General features: G+C 71.5%; 13 protein-coding genes and 1 tRNA gene. 2 read left to right on the top strand and 12 right to left on the bottom strand.

What is annotated here, in order from left to right:
• Window positions 1-137: 137 nt before the first annotated feature.
• Window positions 138-779, bottom strand: coding sequence for a helix-turn-helix domain-containing protein (locus ACFWBF_RS12470; protein ID WP_365921598.1), 642 nt, complete (start codon window positions 777-779; stop codon window positions 138-140).
• A gap of 375 nt (window positions 780-1,154) precedes the next feature.
• Here ACFWBF_RS12470 and ACFWBF_RS12475 point away from each other — a divergent pair, with 375 nt between their 5' ends.
• Entirely contained in the window at window positions 1,155-2,894 is a 1,740-nt protein-coding gene (locus ACFWBF_RS12475) for a hypothetical protein (protein WP_385599365.1), read from the top strand.
• Window positions 2,895-2,973: 79 nt separating this feature from the next.
• On the opposite strand, the gene ACFWBF_RS12480 is transcribed toward ACFWBF_RS12475, so the two are convergent.
• The 4 genes from ACFWBF_RS12480 to ACFWBF_RS12495 all read right to left on the bottom strand — a co-directional run bounded on the left by ACFWBF_RS12480 (window position 2,974) and on the right by ACFWBF_RS12495 (window position 7,042).
• On the bottom strand, window positions 2,974-4,758 hold the full coding sequence (locus ACFWBF_RS12480) for a DEAD/DEAH box helicase (protein WP_385599368.1): 1,785 nt from the start codon (window positions 4,756-4,758) through the stop codon (window positions 2,974-2,976).
• Window positions 4,759-4,885: 127 nt separating this feature from the next.
• Window positions 4,886-5,284, bottom strand: a complete 399-nt coding sequence (locus ACFWBF_RS12485; protein ID WP_385599522.1) for a type II toxin-antitoxin system death-on-curing family toxin — start codon at window positions 5,282-5,284, stop codon at window positions 4,886-4,888.
• A 71-nt stretch (window positions 5,285-5,355) separates the two neighbouring features.
• A complete protein-coding gene (locus ACFWBF_RS12490) occupies window positions 5,356-5,556 on the bottom strand; it encodes a hypothetical protein (protein ID WP_385599371.1) in 201 nt (66 codons plus the stop codon).
• A gap of 13 nt (window positions 5,557-5,569) precedes the next feature.
• Window positions 5,570-7,042: an MFS transporter gene (locus ACFWBF_RS12495; RefSeq protein ID WP_385599374.1), complete on the bottom strand. Its 1,473-nt coding sequence runs from the start codon at window positions 7,040-7,042 to the stop codon at window positions 5,570-5,572.
• A gap of 207 nt (window positions 7,043-7,249) precedes the next feature.
• Between ACFWBF_RS12495 and ACFWBF_RS12500 the strand changes: the two genes are divergently transcribed.
• A tRNA-Cys gene (locus ACFWBF_RS12500) sits at window positions 7,250-7,321 on the top strand.
• A 74-nt stretch (window positions 7,322-7,395) separates the two neighbouring features.
• Here ACFWBF_RS12500 and ACFWBF_RS12505 read toward each other — a convergent pair.
• The 7 genes from ACFWBF_RS12505 to ACFWBF_RS12535 form a co-directional block, all read right to left on the bottom strand.
• The gene (locus tag ACFWBF_RS12505) at window positions 7,396-8,085 is read right to left on the bottom strand and encodes a hypothetical protein (protein WP_385599376.1); all 690 of its coding nucleotides are present in this window, start codon (window positions 8,083-8,085) and stop codon (window positions 7,396-7,398) included.
• A gap of 29 nt (window positions 8,086-8,114) precedes the next feature.
• Entirely contained in the window at window positions 8,115-10,454 is a 2,340-nt protein-coding gene (locus tag ACFWBF_RS12510; RefSeq protein ID WP_385599379.1) for a hypothetical protein, read from the bottom strand.
• Between the two features lie 13 nt (window positions 10,455-10,467).
• Entirely contained in the window at window positions 10,468-10,893 is a 426-nt protein-coding gene (locus tag ACFWBF_RS12515; protein WP_385599382.1) for a hypothetical protein, read from the bottom strand.
• A 32-nt stretch (window positions 10,894-10,925) separates the two neighbouring features.
• Entirely contained in the window at window positions 10,926-11,966 is a 1,041-nt protein-coding gene (gene mycP / locus ACFWBF_RS12520) for a type VII secretion-associated serine protease mycosin (RefSeq protein ID WP_385599385.1), read from the bottom strand.
• A 132-nt stretch (window positions 11,967-12,098) separates the two neighbouring features.
• Window positions 12,099-13,481 carry a hypothetical protein gene (locus ACFWBF_RS12525; protein ID WP_385599388.1) on the bottom strand — a complete coding sequence of 461 codons (1,383 nt, stop codon included), beginning with the start codon at window positions 13,479-13,481 and terminating at the stop codon, window positions 12,099-12,101.
• Entirely contained in the window at window positions 13,481-13,897 is a 417-nt protein-coding gene (locus tag ACFWBF_RS12530) for a DUF2563 family protein (protein ID WP_385599391.1), read from the bottom strand. Before ACFWBF_RS12530 ends, ACFWBF_RS12525 begins: the two co-directional genes overlap by 1 nt.
• 10 nt (window positions 13,898-13,907) lie before the next feature.
• Window positions 13,908-16,214 carry a xanthine dehydrogenase family protein molybdopterin-binding subunit gene (locus tag ACFWBF_RS12535; RefSeq protein WP_385599526.1) on the bottom strand — a complete coding sequence of 769 codons (2,307 nt, stop codon included), beginning with the start codon at window positions 16,212-16,214 and terminating at the stop codon, window positions 13,908-13,910.
• Window positions 16,215-16,243 lie beyond the last annotated feature (29 nt).

A 16,243-nucleotide genomic window follows, 5' to 3' on the forward strand; every position in this document is an offset into this window, starting at 1 on the left:
CCGGCCAATCTATCGGGCCGGGCCTCCCCCGGCCCCGCGGGGCAAAATCAGCCCCGCCGGCGTTTGAGGCGCGGGGGGTCCGGGGGCGGAGCCCCCGGCAGCGCACCCCCACCGGGAGGGCACCGCCGAGCCCGCGGCTAGCGCAACGCGTCGGCGACCTCGCGCGCCGCGTCCACGACCCGCGGCCCCACCCGCTCCGGCACCGCGTCGGCCAGCATGACGACGCCGACGCTGCCCTCCAGCCCGGTGATGCCCACGAGCGGCGCGGCGGCGCCACTGGCGCCCGCCTCGAGCTCCCCGTGGGTGAGCGTGTACCCGGGCTCGATCAGCGCGCCCGACCGCGCGGCCAGGATCGCCCGCCCCGCGGCTCCGCGGTCCAGCGGGTGGCGGAAGCCGGCCCGGTAGGCCACGTGGTAGTCCGTCCAGGTCGGCTCCACGACCGCCACGGCGAGCGCCTCGGTGCCGTCCACGAGGGTCAAGTGCGCGGTGGCGCCTATGTCCTCGGCGAGGGAGCGCAGCGCCGGCAGGGCCGCCTCGCGGACCAGCGGGTGCACCTGGCGGCCCAGGCGCAGCACTCCGAGCCCGACGCGGGCGCGGCCGCCGAGGTCCCGGCGGACCAGGGCGTGCTGTTCGAGGGTGGCCAGCAGACGGTAGACCACGGTGCGGTTCACACCGAGGCGGTTGGAGAGCTCGGTGACGGTCAGACCGTGGTCGGTGTCGGCGAGCAGTTTGAGGACTCTGAGCCCTCTGTCGAGAGTCTGGGAGGTTTCCGCGGTCACGACGCCTCTCCCTCTTTCGGTGAGCGGCGGTGACTCTCTGAGTGGAACGCCGCCGGTCCCTCGGCGGCGCACGGAGAGGCCGCCGGTAGCGGCCATGGCACCGGCTGCGCTCCCGCGGCGGCGCTGCCACGGTGCGTTCAATGCGGGGACATTAGCGAGCGGGTCCGCTCAGCGGAAGGGCTCGTCCAGAATCCGGGCGCCTACTACCGGTTTATGCAGGTTCGGATCTCCCCGCCAGGTCAATTCGTGACCTCCCCGGTCCCGTGACCCCCTCACGCCACCTCTACGCTGATCATGTTCAAAAACAGGGGGCGGCCATCCGGGAGGGGCGCAGTCGTGCGCACGGGTGCCGCCGCACGGAGGGGAAGCAGTTCAGTGAAGCTCAACAAGCGGATGACCATCGTGGCAGCGGCCGCAGTGCTCGGACCGACGGTCCTCGCCGCGACCCCGGCGATGGCCGACGAGGCCAAGAACACGGCGGTCACCACGCCGGACTCGGAGCCGAAGGGGGACGCGGCGTCCGAGGACGCCTACACGGGGCCGGTGCTGTCGGTCGACGGCCTCCCGAAGGACGGGTTCGCGGCCGGGGGCGAGTGGACCGAGCTCGGCCTGCACGTGGACAACACCGGCAAGGCGCAGTTGTCGAACTACCACCTCGATCTGTTGGTCTCCGGCACCGACCGCCCTATCAAGGGCGCCCACATCGAGGTCGAGCGCCGCGTCGCAGGCGTGTGGCAGCCCGTCCCGCGGGAGACGGGCCCCGGCCCGCAGACCGCGTGGCTGGACCTGGCCGGCGTCTCCGTCCGGCAGGACAAGGCCCTCGACATCCCGCTGCGGATGCGGGTGGCCGCGGACGCGGCAGCCGTCCCGATCCGCATCGAGTTCCTCGGTACCGACCACACGTCCGTCGACTCCCGCACCGCGCGCTACGAGTCGAAGATCACGCGGGCCGGCGGCCGGCAGGATGCCGAGGGGCCGAAGCTCCGCCTCGACGGGCTGCCCCAGGGGGGCTTTCGGGCCGGCGCCGCCACCTGGCGCACGCTCACGCTGAAGGTGGACAACACCGGGCGCGCGGGGACCGGCGAGTACCGCGTCGGCGTGGACCTCGTCCCGCAGGCGGCGCAGGACATCCGGGCCGGTCAGGTCGAGGTGGAGTTCCTCGCCACCACCGCCGACGGCCAGTCCTACTGGCACCCCGTGGAGGTCGTCGAGGAGGACGGCAAGCTCCAGATCTTCACCTATGGGGGCGAGTACGCCGCCGGCGAGCAGCGGGACCTGGTCTTCCAGGTCCGGTTCGCGGGAGACACCCCCCGTACCTCCTTCAGCCTGAACGTCGTGGGCGCCGGCGATCCGCACCACGGCGGCGCCGTCTCCGACATGGCCACCTACTACTCGGGGATCATCGGCGCGACCGAGGCCGCCCACGTCCAGGGTCCGCGGATGACCTTCGAGGGAACTCCCGACGCGGGCTTCCAGGCCGGAGCGGACTGGCAGAACCTCACGCTGCACCTCGACAACACCGGGCGCGGCGCCGTCGACGACTTCCTGCTGGCCACCCACATGGGCCGCGGCGAAGGCGAGGGCTCGTGGGTCACCACCTCGCAGGTCCAGCTCCAGGCACGCGGCGTGAACGGGTGGCACGACGTCGAACTCGGCGGTTCCGAGGAGGTGATGGGCGGTGACATCGGCCGGCTGTCCCTGAAGGCCGGCGCCAAGACCTCGGTCGACCTCCGCATCCGCTTCACCGCCGACACCGTCCCCGGCTCCTTCAACCTCATGTTCGGCGGATCCGTGCTGAACGAGGCCGCGAACGAGTTCGTCTCGTCCCTCACGGACAACAAGACGACCAAGATCATCGCGGCGGCGGGCACGGACACCGGCGGTCAGACCGGCAACGGCGGCAGCACGGGCAACACCCCGAAGCCCGACGGCGGCGCCGCGACCCCGATCGGCGGCGCCGGCAACCCGCACACCGCCCCCACCACCGGCGGACAGCTCGCCGCCACCGGCACCGACCCGGCCACCACCTGGGCCCTCGGCGGCGCCGCGGTCGCGCTCTCCATGGGCGCCGCCCTGGTCGCCGGCACCGGCCGCCGTCGGCGCCCGACCGCGTGAGGGCGTAACGGCGACGGGGGCCGTGCGGTACGCCGCACGGACCCCGTCCGCGTTCCACCGCACCCCTCGCCGGGAGGCGTCACCGCATGCGGGTGGCCCACTCCTGGACCTTCTTGATCCGCTCGCGCAACTGCCCGGCCGTCGCCTCCGCGCTCGGCGGGCCGCCGCACACGCGGCGCAGCTCGGTGTGGATCACCCCGTGCGGCTTGCCGCTCTGGTGGACGTACGCGCCCACCATCGTGTTCAGCGACTTCCGCAGCTCCAGCAGTTCCTTGTGCGAGACCACCGGCCGCCGGTCGGCCGGCAGCTCCAGCAGGTCGGCCTCCGCGTCCGGCTTGCGCCTGCTGTGCGCGATCTGCCGCGACTGCCGCTTCTGGAGCAGCATCTGGACCTGGTCCGGCTCCAGCAGTCCGGGGATGCCGAGGTAGTCCTGCTCCTCCTCGCTGCCCGGGTGCGCCTGCATGCCGAACTCGGCGCCGTCGTAGAGCACCCGGTCGAAGACGGCGTCGGACTCCAGCGCCTCGAAGGACATCTGCTCGTCCTCGCCGGTGTCCTCGTCCTCCTGCTTGTTCGCCTCGTCCATTTCCTTCTCGGACTCGGCGTACGGGTCTTCCTCGCCCTGCTTCTTCGGCTTGTCGAGCACGTGGTCGCGCTCGACCTCCATCTCGTTCGCGAAGCCGAGCAGGTACGGGATCGTCGGAAGGAACACGGACGCGGTCTCACCGCGTCTGCGCGAGCGCACGAAGCGGCCCACGGCCTGCGCGAAGAACAGCGGGGTCGAGATCGTCGTCGCGTACACGCCCACCGCGAGGCGGGGTACGTCGACGCCCTCCGACACCATGCGGACCGCGACCATCCAGCGGCTGCCGTCCTCGCTGAAGTCGTCGATCCGCTTCGACGCGCCCGTGTCGTCCGACAGGACGACCGTCGGCTTGGTCCCGGTGATCTCCCGGAGCAGCTTGGCGTACGAACGGGCCGAGTCCTGGTCGGAGGCGATGACCAGCCCGCCCGCGTCCGGGATGCCCTTCCTGACCTCGGTCAGCCGCTGGTCGGCGGCGCGCAGCACGTTCGGCATCCAGTCGCCGCGCGCGTCGAGCGCCGTGCGCCAGGCCTGCGAGATGGCGTCCTTGGTCATCGGCTCGCCGAGCCGGGCGGCGATCTCGTCACCGGCCTTGGTGCGCCAGCGCATGTTGCCGCTGTAGGAGAGGAAGATGACCGGCCGCACGACGCCGTCGCCGAGCGCGTTGCCGTAGCCGTAGGTGTAGTCGGCGGAGGACCGCCGGATGCCGTCGTTGCCCTCCTCGTACGCGACGAAGGGGATCGGGTTGGTGTCGGACCGGAAGGGCGTACCGGTCAGGGCCAGGCGCCGGGTCGCCGGGTCGAAGGCCTCCAGGCAGGCCTCGCCCCAGGACTTGGAGTCGCCGGCGTGGTGGATCTCGTCGAGGATCACGAGGGTCTTGCGCTGCTCGCACCGGTTGCGGTGCAGCATCGGCCGTACGCCCACACCCGCGTACGTGACGGCGACCCCGTGGTAGTCCTTGCTCAGCGGGCCCGCCGAGTACTCCGGGTCGAGCCGGATGCCTATCCGGGCGGCCGCTTCCGCCCACTGCTTCTTGAGGTGCTCGGTGGGCGCGACGACGGTCACCTGCTGGACCACGTGGTGGTGCAGCAGCCAGGACGCGAGCGTCAGCGCGAAGGTCGTCTTGCCGGCGCCGGGGGTGGCGACGGCGAGGAAGTCGCGGGGCTGGGTCTCCAGGTACCGGTCCAGCGCACCCTGCTGCCAGGCACGCAGTTTGCTGGCGGTACCCCACGGCGCGCGGCCGGGGAAGGCGGGTGAGAGGTGGTGGGAGGCGGTAGTAGTCACGGTCTCCGGTTCGTCGCTCTCGGCAGTCGTACGTAGGACAACCGGGCCACCTTACCGGCCCGGGCCCGCCCCTCGCGGAGGGACGGGGCCGTGACCTCGGCGCGTGCGGCGAGCGTCACATCTCACCTCACGTGGTGCACGACATGTCACGCAACCGCCCGGCGATCACGGCCACATCGGCTTCGTTGCCGGCCGCCACGTCGATGACCAGGTCGTACGCCGTGTCCTGGTCGGCGTCGGCCAGATCGATGCCGTTGACGGACAGGAAGGTCGCGGCGGCGAGCCAGGCGGTCCGCTTGTTCCCGTCGACCAGGGGGTGGTTCGTCGCGATGCCGTGCAGCAGCGCGGCCGCCTGCTCGTACGGGTCCTCGTAGGCGGGGGTACCGAACATCCGGGCACGCGGCCGGTGCACCGCCGACTCCAGCAGCCCGGGGGCGCGCAGCTCGACGGGCTGGTCCTGGGCCAGGCACGCGCGGCGGGCGAGGTCGAGCACTTCGGCGAGGGTGAGGTGGCGGACCTCGGGCAGAGCGGCCCCGGCTGCGGTGACGGCCCGGGCTGCGGGCCCGGCCCCGGCTGCGGCCCCGGCTCCCGTGGCGCTCACTGGCCGAGCCGCTTCAGCAGTGCGGAGTGCCGCTCGGCCAGCCGCCCGGCGGCTTCCCCGACGCGTTCCCGCTCCGCCCGCACGTGGGCCCGTACGGCCCCCAGCGCGCACTCCTCGGGGGTCCGCCCGGTGGCATCGGCGAGATCGGCGAGCTCCGCGCGCTCGGTGTCGGACAGCCGGATGATCAGCTCGTTCATGGCTGAAGGCTAGTCAGTGCCGTGACCGGACAGGATCGACGGGGGCGTCCAGCCGGGTCGCGACCCAGGCCCCGACCAGGGCCACGCACGCCATCGGCAGGAAGACCACCACGAAGGCCGCGGGGTGCGAGCCACCACCGTCGGCCGCGACCGTGTGCGCGGCCCCCACCGCTCCCCCGCCCAGCGCGGCGAACGCCGCGCCGCCCGCCGCCAGCAGCACGACGTTCGCCAGCGCGTCCGAGATCTGCAGCGCGGCGGAGTTCGCCCCCGCCTCCTGCGGCGCCGACAGCTTGAGCAGCAGCACGCTCGTGGAGCCGATCACCAGACCCATGCCGAGACAGCCGACGGCCCAGGCCACCGCCAGGGTCCACACCGGCACGGACTCGACGAGCACGGCCGGCGCCGCCGCGATGGCCAAGGCCACCATCACCATGCCCGCCACCATCAGCCGCACCCGGTACGGCGCCATCCGCCCCTTCGACTGCACCCACGAGCCGCCCGCCCAGGTGAGCCCGCCCAGCGCGAGGGAGAAGCCGGCCAGCGTCGGGCTCAGCCCCCGCTGGGTCACCAGCATCAGCGGTACGAAGCTCTCCGCGGCGATGAACGACCCCGCCGCCACCCCCCGCAGCAGCACCACGGACGGCAGCCCGCGCCGGGCCAGGTAGGTGCCGCGCGGCAGCAGCCCCAGCACGGCGGGCACCAGCAGGGCCGCGCCCAGGGCGCCGGGCAGCAGCGAGAGCCACCGCAGGTCCTGGGCGGCGTACTGGAGCAGCCCCGCGCCCACCGAGATCCCGAACGCGAGCCGGATCCGCCGCCGGTCGAAGGCCGCCGGCTCGCCGCCGCCCGTGTCCACCGGGCCGGAGGCGGTCCGCCGTATCGCGGGCAGCGCGACGACCAGGGGCACGACGACCAGGGCCGGGATCCCGAGGAACACCCAGCGCCAGCCGAGGTGCTCGGTCACCGTCCCGGAGGCCAGCGGGCCGACGATCGAGGGGACCACCCAGCTCGCGGCGAAGGCCGCCATGATCGCGGGGCGCAGCCGCTCCTCGTAGGCCCGGCTGACCACGACGTACAGGGCGACGATGACCAGCCCGCCGCCGAAGCCCTGCACGGCGCGGCCGAGCACGAAGATCCACATCGTGCCGGCGGTCCCCGCGAGGACCAGCCCGGCGGCGAAGGCCCCGATCCCGACGGTCAGCGGCCGCAACGGCCCCTGCCGGTCGGCCCACTGGCCCGACAGGACCATGCCGAAGAGGCTGGTGGTGAAGTAGGAGGAGAAGGCGAAGGCGTAGAGCCCGATCCCGTCCAGCTCGCGTGCGGCGACGGGCATGGCCGTGCCGACGGCGGTCGCCTCGAAGGCTATGAGGAAGATGACGGAGATGATCCCGATGCTGAGCGTCCGGTACGCGGCACCCAGGATCCCGCCCTCCGGCGGGGGCGGGACCTGTGCGGTTCTCTGGGGCACACGGGGTTCTAGGGCGCTCATCGCCCCAGCGTAAGGTGCGTTCCCCGCCCGCGACCCTGTCAATTCGACGGATCCCGACCAGGCCTCCAGACCTAGGCCGACCCGCCGGGACGGACGGGATCATCCGGCTCGGACTGTGAACGCGGCATGGCAGTCACATTGCGGCCGCCGCAAACCCCTTCCCCGCCGGCCCGGCCCTCCGTACGGTCATACACATCACCACCACACAGCCGTGTGCCCGAGTGGTTGAGGGACTCGCCTGCAAAGCGAGTTACGCCGGTTCGATTCCGGTCACGGCTTCGCGGCGGGCCGCTCAGGGACAGGCGCTCCCCTGAGCGGCTCCCGCCATGCCCACGCCCCGCCCCCGGGCTCCACTACGCCCGTGGCGCAGGCAACTCCTCCGCCCGGCCGGGCAGCCCCCCGGCGTTCACACAGCCGAGCTCCTTGGCGACGGCGAGAGCGGCGGAGTGCGCAAGGATCCGGTAGTCCTTGACCAGGTCGGCCTCCGCGGCCGTGCCCTTGTCCCAGATGTTTCGGAATTCGACGACGACCCGGAGAGGGACCTCCTGAGTGGATCCGACGCGTGTGCTCACGCAGTCGAACTCAAGGTTGTACTGCCGACGCCCGGTCCACACCACCGTGCCCGTGTCGTTCACGCCCGGGAGGTGGTCGGGCAGACCCTCGTTTCTTCCGTGCGGGATGAAGCGCACTTCGCCCGACGGGAAGTAGGAGTCGGCGTCCACCTTCTTGGGCTCACCGGAGAAGGTGCACTTCGGCCTGGGCAGGTCCCGCATCCGCGAGCCGGCACGGTACGCCTCCTCCAACATGTTCGCCGCGGATGGCACATCCGTACGCTCTCGCTCCTCCCTGATCACGAACCGCGAGGATTCGAGGACCCGCTCCAGCGCCCCGCCCGCCTCGGCGCTGAAGAGACCACCCCCGCAGACTTCGGTCGCGGCCAGCACCTTCGTTTCGGGCTCGGGCTCGGGCTCGGCGGCGTCCGGGGCCGGGCCTGCACACCCGGCGCACACCACGCCCAGCGCGATCCCTGCGGCCCAGACCAACACCCTCCGGGTGCTCGGTCTGCCTATCCTCACTTCTTCCCCGTCTCGGCAGCATGGCCCTGCTGCTCCGCACGGGAGTTGCCCGCCTGGTAGCCGATCAGCATGGACTCCTTCAGTTCGACGCCGAGCACACTCGTCTCTTCCACGCCATGACGTCGAGTGAACTCCCGCAGGGGCGCATGGGCACTGTGCTCTCCCGCTTGGTACATCTCCTTGGTGGAGGCGTGTGCCTTCGCCTCCTGATCATCCTTGTGCTTCTCGACCGCCCCGTCCGACCATTCACCAACCACCTGGGAAGCAGCCTTCTCCACCAGTCCGCTGCCCGTATCGACCGCCAGCGGAACCACAATCGCCGCGGCACCAGCCGCGGCAGCCGTGGCGGGCAGGAAGGCGACACCGGCGGCGATGGTCGCCGTGGTGCCGAATTCGACCCAGGCTGCGCGCTGCTCGTGAGCCTTCTCGTACTCCTCGTGCTTCTTCTCGCCCTCGGCCTGAACCTGGGTCGCCCGGGATTCGTCGAGCATCCCCTGGACCTGCGCGGTGGTGAGGATCGCCGATCGGGCCCGGCCCTCGTCCACGTGTCCGTCGCGAAAGCCCTCGGTCTCAAGGACGCTGGTGGCGTAGACGCGTTCGGCCGTGGACACGGTCGCGTACGCATCCGGGTGCTGTCCCAACGCGCTGAGCAGGTTGCGTGCATCCCCCAGCTCGAACTCTGCGTGGGCGGACCCGTCCTTCGGCTCGAAGACGCTCTCGCTTCCCTGGTCGGCAATCGCGCGGTTGACGTCGTCGATGTACCCGGCGGTCATGTTCCCCAGGCTGTCCGCGAGCCTCTCGTGTTCCTTGAGCAGGGCGGCATCGCCGCCGTACTTGGCTACGACCTCCTGCATGATGCTCGCCGAAGTCTCGTCACGCACCAACGTCGGCGCCGGGTCGTCCCAGGCGTGGCCGAGGGTTGCTGACTCCAGGGCGTGGCCCAGGGCGTCCGGCATGTAGGCGCGGGCCTTCGCGTAGTCGTCCGGGTTGGACCCCGCCACGTCGATGGTGGCGGCGTATTTCTCGTGGCCGAAGAAGTCGAGGTAGCTCGTGATCGGCTGCTTCTTCGCGCCCCTGCCCAGGTCGGCCGGGCCGGGCCGCTCCGTACCGTCGTGGTTGTACGCGTGCGGCGGCCGATCGGGGTCGAAGAACTGCTTCGCCGCGTCCGGGCTGTGGCCCAGCGCCTCCAGGAAGCTGACCACCGGGTCGTAGCCGGCGCCGTTGAGGCCGGACGGGTTGAGGGGGCTGCGGCCGTGGCCGTTGAGCTGCCGCGTCTGGTTGAAGAAGTCCGGGTCCTTCGCGTGGAGCTGGGTCGCGTGTTCGGCGATGGGGAGCAGGAACTTCGGGTCGTAGTTCCCGTACCGCATGATGCCGCCGAGCAACTGGTACCCGTACGGCGGGTTCTGGTCGTACCTCGCCAGCGGGATGTGCTGGGTGCCGAGTTTGCGCAGCTCCTGGGCGAAGCTGTCGGGCAGGTGCGGCTCGGTCTTGGAGTTGGTGGCGGTGGCGAGGTTGAGGCCGAGGTTGCGCTGGAGGGCCTGGACGTCCTTGAGGCGCTGCTCGTCGAGTTCGGAGTAGTCGTACGTGTCCGTCGACAGGCGGCCGAAGAACTCCAGCGCGCCCTTGGGGCCGAGCGCCGCGTAGAAGTCGCGGGAGAACTCGGGGACCTTGGCGTTGTCCGCCAGCAGTTCGTTGAGCTCGATGAGCTCGTCGTGGGTGAGGTCGCGTCCCTTCTTCGCCAGGGCGGTGGCGCGGCCGGCCTGTTCGGCGTCGAGGCCGGCGTACTTGGGTGCGCTGAAGTCGTGGTCGTCGGTGACGTTCGCGTGGAGGGCGCGGGCCAGTGACTGGTCGATGTCGTCGCACTCGTCGATGAGCGCGTCGATCCTGGCCTGCCATTTCGGCCGGTTGACCCGGATCAGTTCCTGGTAGTCGGGGTCGTGGCGCGCCGCGTTCTCCTCTTCGTCGGTGAGGAGGGGTGTGGGCGATACGCGCCCTTCGGCGTCGACCCGGAAGCCGGCGGCGGGCGCCTCCTGCTCGGCGATCTTCCGCAGCTTCTCGCGGGAGGATGTGAAGGTGGCGTGGCTCTCGGTGAGGGCCCGGTGGATGCCCTTGGCCTCTTTGGCCGCGTCCTCGAACTCCTTGGCCGTCTTGTCGACGAACTGCCGTGCCACGCCGGCCGTGACCCCGCTCCACTCGGCCTTGGCGGCCTTGGCTTTCATGCCGTTGCGGGCGGCTTCGGCCAGCTCTTCGAGCTTGGTGACGAGCGCCTGCCAGTCGCTGACCGCGGTGTGGAGCTTGGCCACGGGTGCGTTGATCACGTTGTCGTACTTCAGCACCTGCGCTGTGCCCTTACTTGAGAAGCGTGTCGATCTTGGAGGCGGTGAACTCGGCGTGCAGTTCCTTCTCCTCCTTGTGGTGGGAGGAAAGGGAGTAGTTGAGGCCGTTGGAGATGTGCGCGCAGGCGGCGACGAGGGTCTTGACCTGGCTCTCCCACCTGCTGTTGGCCTTGAGCAGGGCCGCCCCGCTGGCGAAGTTCTCCTTGGAGAGCGCGCTCGCGGCCTCGGCGGTGGCGGTGGCTGCGTGCTTGCCGTCGGTGGAGAGCCGCGCGTGGAGCTTGTAGGCCTCGGTGCCGATGGCGCCGATGTGGTCCTGGTTGAGCTCGAGGTCGGCGGGGGCGGTGGGGCTGGTGGGGCCCGTGGCGACGTGGTTGAGGCGCATGGAGGCGGTGGCGGTGGCGGTGGCCCGGGCGGCGGACCATTCCTCGTCGAAGGACATCGCGGGCGGTTCTCCTTGCGTGTCGGGCGCCGTCAGCGGTTCGCGCGCCGGACGGCGGCGGCGGCGGCAACGGCGCCGCCGATCAGCAGGCAGGCGCCGATTCCCAGGGCGAGCCAGGGGAGGGCGCTGCCGTCGTCCTTGTGCGCGACGGGCTGGGGGGTCTTGCTGTCCAACGACGGAGGGGGCGACTTGGCTTCGGCCTCCGCCGCCGCCAGATCCGGCAACGGGTACACGTCGGCCGGGCCGGGGTCCCCGGGGGTGGGCAGCGCGACCCGGGGGCGGACGATGCCGTAGCCGACGTAGTCGTTGCGCTCGACGCCGTCCACGGGCTTGCCGGCGGTGTTCAGGAGCACGCGGAGCACCTGGTTGTTGGTCCAGTCGGGGTGGGCGGACCAGAGCAGTGCCGCGGAGGCGGAGGCGAGGGCGGTGGCGTCGCTCGTGCCGTGGCTTGTGCAGACTCCGGTCTTGCCCGCGCAGGCCGCAAGAATGTCGACGCCAGGGGCTGACATGTCGATCTGGGGACCACGTTGTGACTCCTTGGTCGCAGCACCATCGCGGTCGACAGCACCGATACCCACCACCCCTGGTGTCGCAGCCGGGAAGCGCGGCGCATCGTCGACATCCCCGTCATTTCCGGCCGCCGCAAAGATCAGCTTTCCCTTGGAGAGTGCGTACTCAACGGCTTTGATTCGCGCCGGATCCTCCTTGGATGTGCCCATCGAGATGTTTACGATCTTGGCGTCCGTATCCGCTGCATACCGAATCGCCTCGGTCCAGAAGGGATTACTGGGATCGTCGCCATGCGGAACACGGATCGGAAGGATCTTGGCGTCGGGAGCCAGTCCTAAGGCGCCGTCACCGCTGGAATGCTTGCCCGTGCCCGCGATGATCGCCGCCATGGAGGTGCCGTGATCCTCAAGGTCCGTACGTTCGTCGCCTTCGTTCGAGGTCGCAAAATTCTTACCAACGAGGACCTGACTGTCCAATTCGGCGATGTGTGCAACACCGCTGTCGATCACGGCAACAGTGACACCTTTACCGGTGCTGACCCTCCAGATGTCTTCAGCGTTCATGGCATCCAGATGCCATTGCCGTTCCCGAACGGTCGCGGCGTGGGCCGGGGTCGCAGCAACTCCTGCGAGCAGTAGGCCCACGAGGGCAGAGGTCGCCTTCCGCATGCGCATGCCGTGCGATGTCCGTTCTGTTCAGTCGATCACTGGCGGAACAACACGACGGATGCCCTGCCAGGTCTCTGCGTCCTCGGCCAGATAGTCGGGGCGTTCGCCGCCCTGGGTCCCCTGCCGCCTACCAGGTGTGTTCGCTCCTGCACCGCCGTGTCCCATGGCGCCGGGATTGCCGCGCACAAGCCCCGAGCCGCCCTGTGTGAACGGTCTATCGTCTGCCCCGGGCTGGCGCCCTCCAACGACCCCGCCGGGTTCCATCGCGAGCCGACGACCGGGCGCCGAACCGCTTGGACCTTCATGGATGCCCCCGCCCATCATTCCGCCCATGCCGCGGCCACCGGCCTGCATTGCTTCAGAGCCGATGACGGTACCTCGCGGAATACCCGCACTCGGATCGCCGGTTGCGACGGGGCGGCCGCCGACGATCCCAGTGTCCCGAGAGGGTGTATCGCCCGCTTTGCCACCAGGGGCACTCAATCCCGGAAATACGCCCGCGGAGCCTCCTCCGATGGGTGGCAGCGTCGAAGCGTGGATGGCCGAGCCGGGGATGATTCCCCCGCCGCTGTCGACAGGAACTGCGTCCAGTTGGAGGCTCGCTGGCGGGACTAGGGACTTGTCCTGCAGTGTCCCGACGTCGTCGAGGCCGAGGCCTACAGCACGATGCTTACCAGCTCCGTCGCTCGGCGGAAGCATGGTGTCCGCGGGTGGCTGACGCCCAGACATCCACCCAGGATCGCTCGATGGCGCTCCACCCAAAGCACTGTGCGCAGCGTACTTGGAATCACGCGATGTAATCGCGCCCCCCGTCGGCCCCTCAGAGCGCGAAGCGTCCTGTTGATCGGCGGCGTAGCCCGTGGGCACAAATGATTCCGGCACTGGGGGGAACGTGGGGAATTCTGCTTTGTTCAGTTGTGTTGTCGACTGTTCGTATGCCTCCGCCAGTTTTCTCAGGCCGTCGATCGCGCGCTCGTGGGCGGTCGTCAGTTTTGTGCGGGACTCGTGGGCGATTCGTTGGGCGTCCGGGTCGTTGTGGGCGGCGCGGGCCGCTTCGATGTTCGCCGTGAGGGCCGCCGCCGTTGGCGGGTCGTACGGGGGGACGCCGGCCTCGCCCCTGGTTTCGTACATCACCTGGCCCGCGCGGCTCAGCCAGTCGCCGCTCGTCGCGCTGTACTCGCTCAGGCGCAGTGTCGCGTTGCCCGCCCGGCCGGCCCAGTCGTGGAAGGCCTGGGCGGCTTCGCCCTGCCAGCCTCGGACCTCGTGCCGCTTGAGGGCCTCGCCGATCTCCTTGATCGTGGTCGCGGCCGCCGTCAACTGCGTGGCCCGCGCCGCCACCGTCCCCGGGTCGAGCGCGGCGATCATGTGCCACAGCTGTTCGTGCGAGTACCCCTCGAACCGCGTCACCATCAGAACCGGCCCCCCGCCGTGCTCCCGCGCGCCGGCGCGTCACGGTCCTCGGCGTGGTCCTGCCGCGCCCGCTTCGCGAGGGCCGCCATGCGCCGCTTGGCCTCCTCGTCCATCGCGGTGAAGCCCTTGTCGGCCGACAGGATCGCGAGGCCCAGCGCCTCGATCTGCCCCGCCAGGGCCCTGGACAGGCCCCGTAAGCGCTCCTGGACCGTGTGGTACGCCGTGTCGAGCGCGTCGGCCTCCGCGAAGCCCGTGCCCAGGGCGCCCGACGGCAGGGCGAACCGGGCCAGCTCCTTGTCGGACGCCGCGGATTCGCCCAGCTTCAGGAGGAGGCCGTCGACCGTTGTCTTGTAGTGCGTGAGGGAGTTGAAATCGATCTCCAGGGCGCGCAAGTCCGCGCGCCGGTCCAGAGCCACCGCCGGCCCGCTACGCGCCGGGCACCACAACCGCCGCCGACGGCCTGATCGGGAGTCTGTTGACCGGCCGGCCCGTGGCTGCCCGTACCGCCGAGGCGATCGCCGCCGGGGAGGTCACCACCGGGACGGCGCTGGCCGCCTTGGCGCCGAACGGGGCCACCACGTCACGCTCCTCCACCAGCTTGACGATGCGCACCGTCGGGGCGTCCAGCGAAGTGGGCAGGGCGTAGCCCGTCAGGTCGGGGTGGCGGATCAGGCCCCCGGCCGTGCGGAGGTTCTCCGTCAGGGCCGCGCCCACGCCCTGGATGACACCGGCTTCGATACGGGCTTCCAGCTGGCGGGGGTTGAGGACGCGGCCCACGTCCTGGGCCACCGCCAGCTCGACCACGCGCACCGAGCCGAGCTCGATGTCCACGTCGACCACCGCGCGCACGGCGCAGAAGGCGAGGCCCACGAAGGCGTCGCCCTGGCCGTCGCCGTCCAGCGGCTCGGTCGGGTGGGGGCGGCACTGGGCCGTCGCCCAGAGTTCCTTGCCCTCCATGGCCTCGGCCACGGTGGTGGAGAACGCCCCGTCGTACGAGGTGATCCGGCCGTCCGCGATCTGCAGGAGTTCCGTGGACATGCCCAGCTTGTGGGCCATCGGCTGGAGGAGCTGCGTACGGACCATCTTCGCGGCCCGTTCCACCGCACCGCCCGAGACCCACGTGTGCCGGCCGTGCGCCGAGGGGCCCGCCGGCGGCTGGTCGGTGTCGACGGGGGCCATGACCACCTCGTCGACGCCCAGGGTCTCCTGGACGATCTGCCGGGCCAGCGTGGAGAAGCCCTGGCCGGTGTCGACCGCCGCGCAGATGACCGTGGCGGAACCGCCCACGACCTTGACCGTTGCCGTCGAGACCTCGTCGGCGCCCTCCGCGCCGAGCATGTGCACCATGCCGACGCCGTAGCCGACCCCGCGCCGCACCGCGCCCGGTTCGCCCGCGCCCTCCGGGCCGCCCGGCAGCAGCCACTCCTCCTCCGGTGTGTCCTTGGGGAGCGAGGGAAGCTCGAAGTCCCGTACCGCGCGCAGGAGTTCCGCGACCGGGGCGGGGCACGTCACCGTCTGCCCGGTGGGGAGCAGGTCGCCGGTGGCCAGGACGTTGCGCATGCGCAGTTCCGCGCCGTCGATCCCGAGGGCCGCGGCCAGCTTGTCCATCTGGCCCTCGTACGCGGCGCAGACCTGCATGGCACCCTCGCCGCGGACGTGGCCCGACGGCGGGTTGTTCGTACGGACCGCCCAGCCCTCGACGAAGGCGTGCGGGACGACGTACGGGCCGCAGGCGAAGGCCACCGCCGCCGCGAGCGACTCCGCGGACGCGTCGGCGTACGCGCCGGCGTCCATCAGGATCTGGGCCTCGACCTTGACCAGGCGGCCATCGCCGTCCGCGTGGTGGCGGTAGCGCAGCAGCGTCGGGTGGCGGTGGGTGTGGCCGAGGAAGGACTCCTCGCGGGTGGCGGCGAGCTTGACCGGGCAGCCGGTACGCAGGGCGAGGAGGCCCAGCGGCAGCTGGAAGGCGGCGTCCTCGCGGTCCGCCGTCGCGCCCGGGACCCCGGTGACCACGACCCGTACGCGGTCGGGCTCCAGCCCGAAGCACGCCGCGGCCAGGTCGCGGTCGGTGTGCGGGTCGGTGGAGGCGGTGTAGATCTCCACGCCGCCGTCGGGCCGCGGCACGGCCAGCCCGGCCTCGGCGCCGATGGGCGCGGGGTCCTGGCGGCCGATGAGGTAGAGGCCTTCGACGACCACCTCGCCGGTGGCTTCGGGGTCGCCGTAGCGGAGCGGGATGTGCCGGATGAGGTTGCCGTCGGGGTGCAGGGCGGGGGCCCCGAACGCCTGCTCGGGGTCGGTGACCGCGTCCAGCAGCTCGTACTCCACGGCGATGGCGGCCGCCGCGAGCCGCGCCGTGTCGGGGTGGTCGGCGGCGACGGCGGCGATGGGCTCGCCGTGGTGGCGGACCACGTCGTGCGCGAACACCGGCCGGTCGGCGATGCGGCGGCCGTGCGTGGTGGCGCCGGGGACGTCGGCGTGCGTGACGACCGCGCGCACGCCGGGCATCTCGACGGCGGCCGAGGTGTCGATGGACAGGATCCGGGCGTGGGCGTGCGGGGAGCGCAGCACGGCGGCCCACAGGAGGCCCTCGGCCCACAGGTCGGCGGCGTAGGGGAAGGTGCCCTCGGTCTTGGCGCGGGTGTCCGCGGCCGGAACGGAGACGCCGATTCCGCGCAGCACCTCCTGCTCGGAGGCCTGCGCCGCGGCTGCCGCGGCCGTCGCGGTCGCGACCACCGTCGTGGACCCTCCGGCCGCGGCCGTCG

Origin of the sequence: Streptomyces sp. NPDC060028 (assembly GCF_042736725.1) — a bacterium.
Classification (GTDB): Bacteria; Actinomycetota; Actinomycetes; order Streptomycetales; family Streptomycetaceae; genus Streptomyces.

What these genes read in the sequence shown, in the direction of transcription:
- ACFWBF_RS12490 (WP_385599371.1), bottom strand. Translation starts at nt 5,556, where the DNA reads ATGAACGAGCTGATCATCCGGCTGTCCGACACCGAGCGCGCGGAGCTC.
- ACFWBF_RS12495 (WP_385599374.1), bottom strand. Translation starts at nt 7,042, where the DNA reads ATGAGCGCCCTAGAACCCCGTGTGCCCCAGAGAACCGCACAGGTCCCG.
- ACFWBF_RS12515 (WP_385599382.1), bottom strand. Translation starts at nt 10,893, where the DNA reads ATGTCCTTCGACGAGGAATGGTCCGCCGCCCGGGCCACCGCCACCGCC.
- mycP (WP_385599385.1), bottom strand. Translation starts at nt 11,966, where the DNA reads ATGAACGCTGAAGACATCTGGAGGGTCAGCACCGGTAAAGGTGTCACT.
- ACFWBF_RS12525 (WP_385599388.1), bottom strand. Translation starts at nt 13,481, where the DNA reads ATGGTGACGCGGTTCGAGGGGTACTCGCACGAACAGCTGTGGCACATG.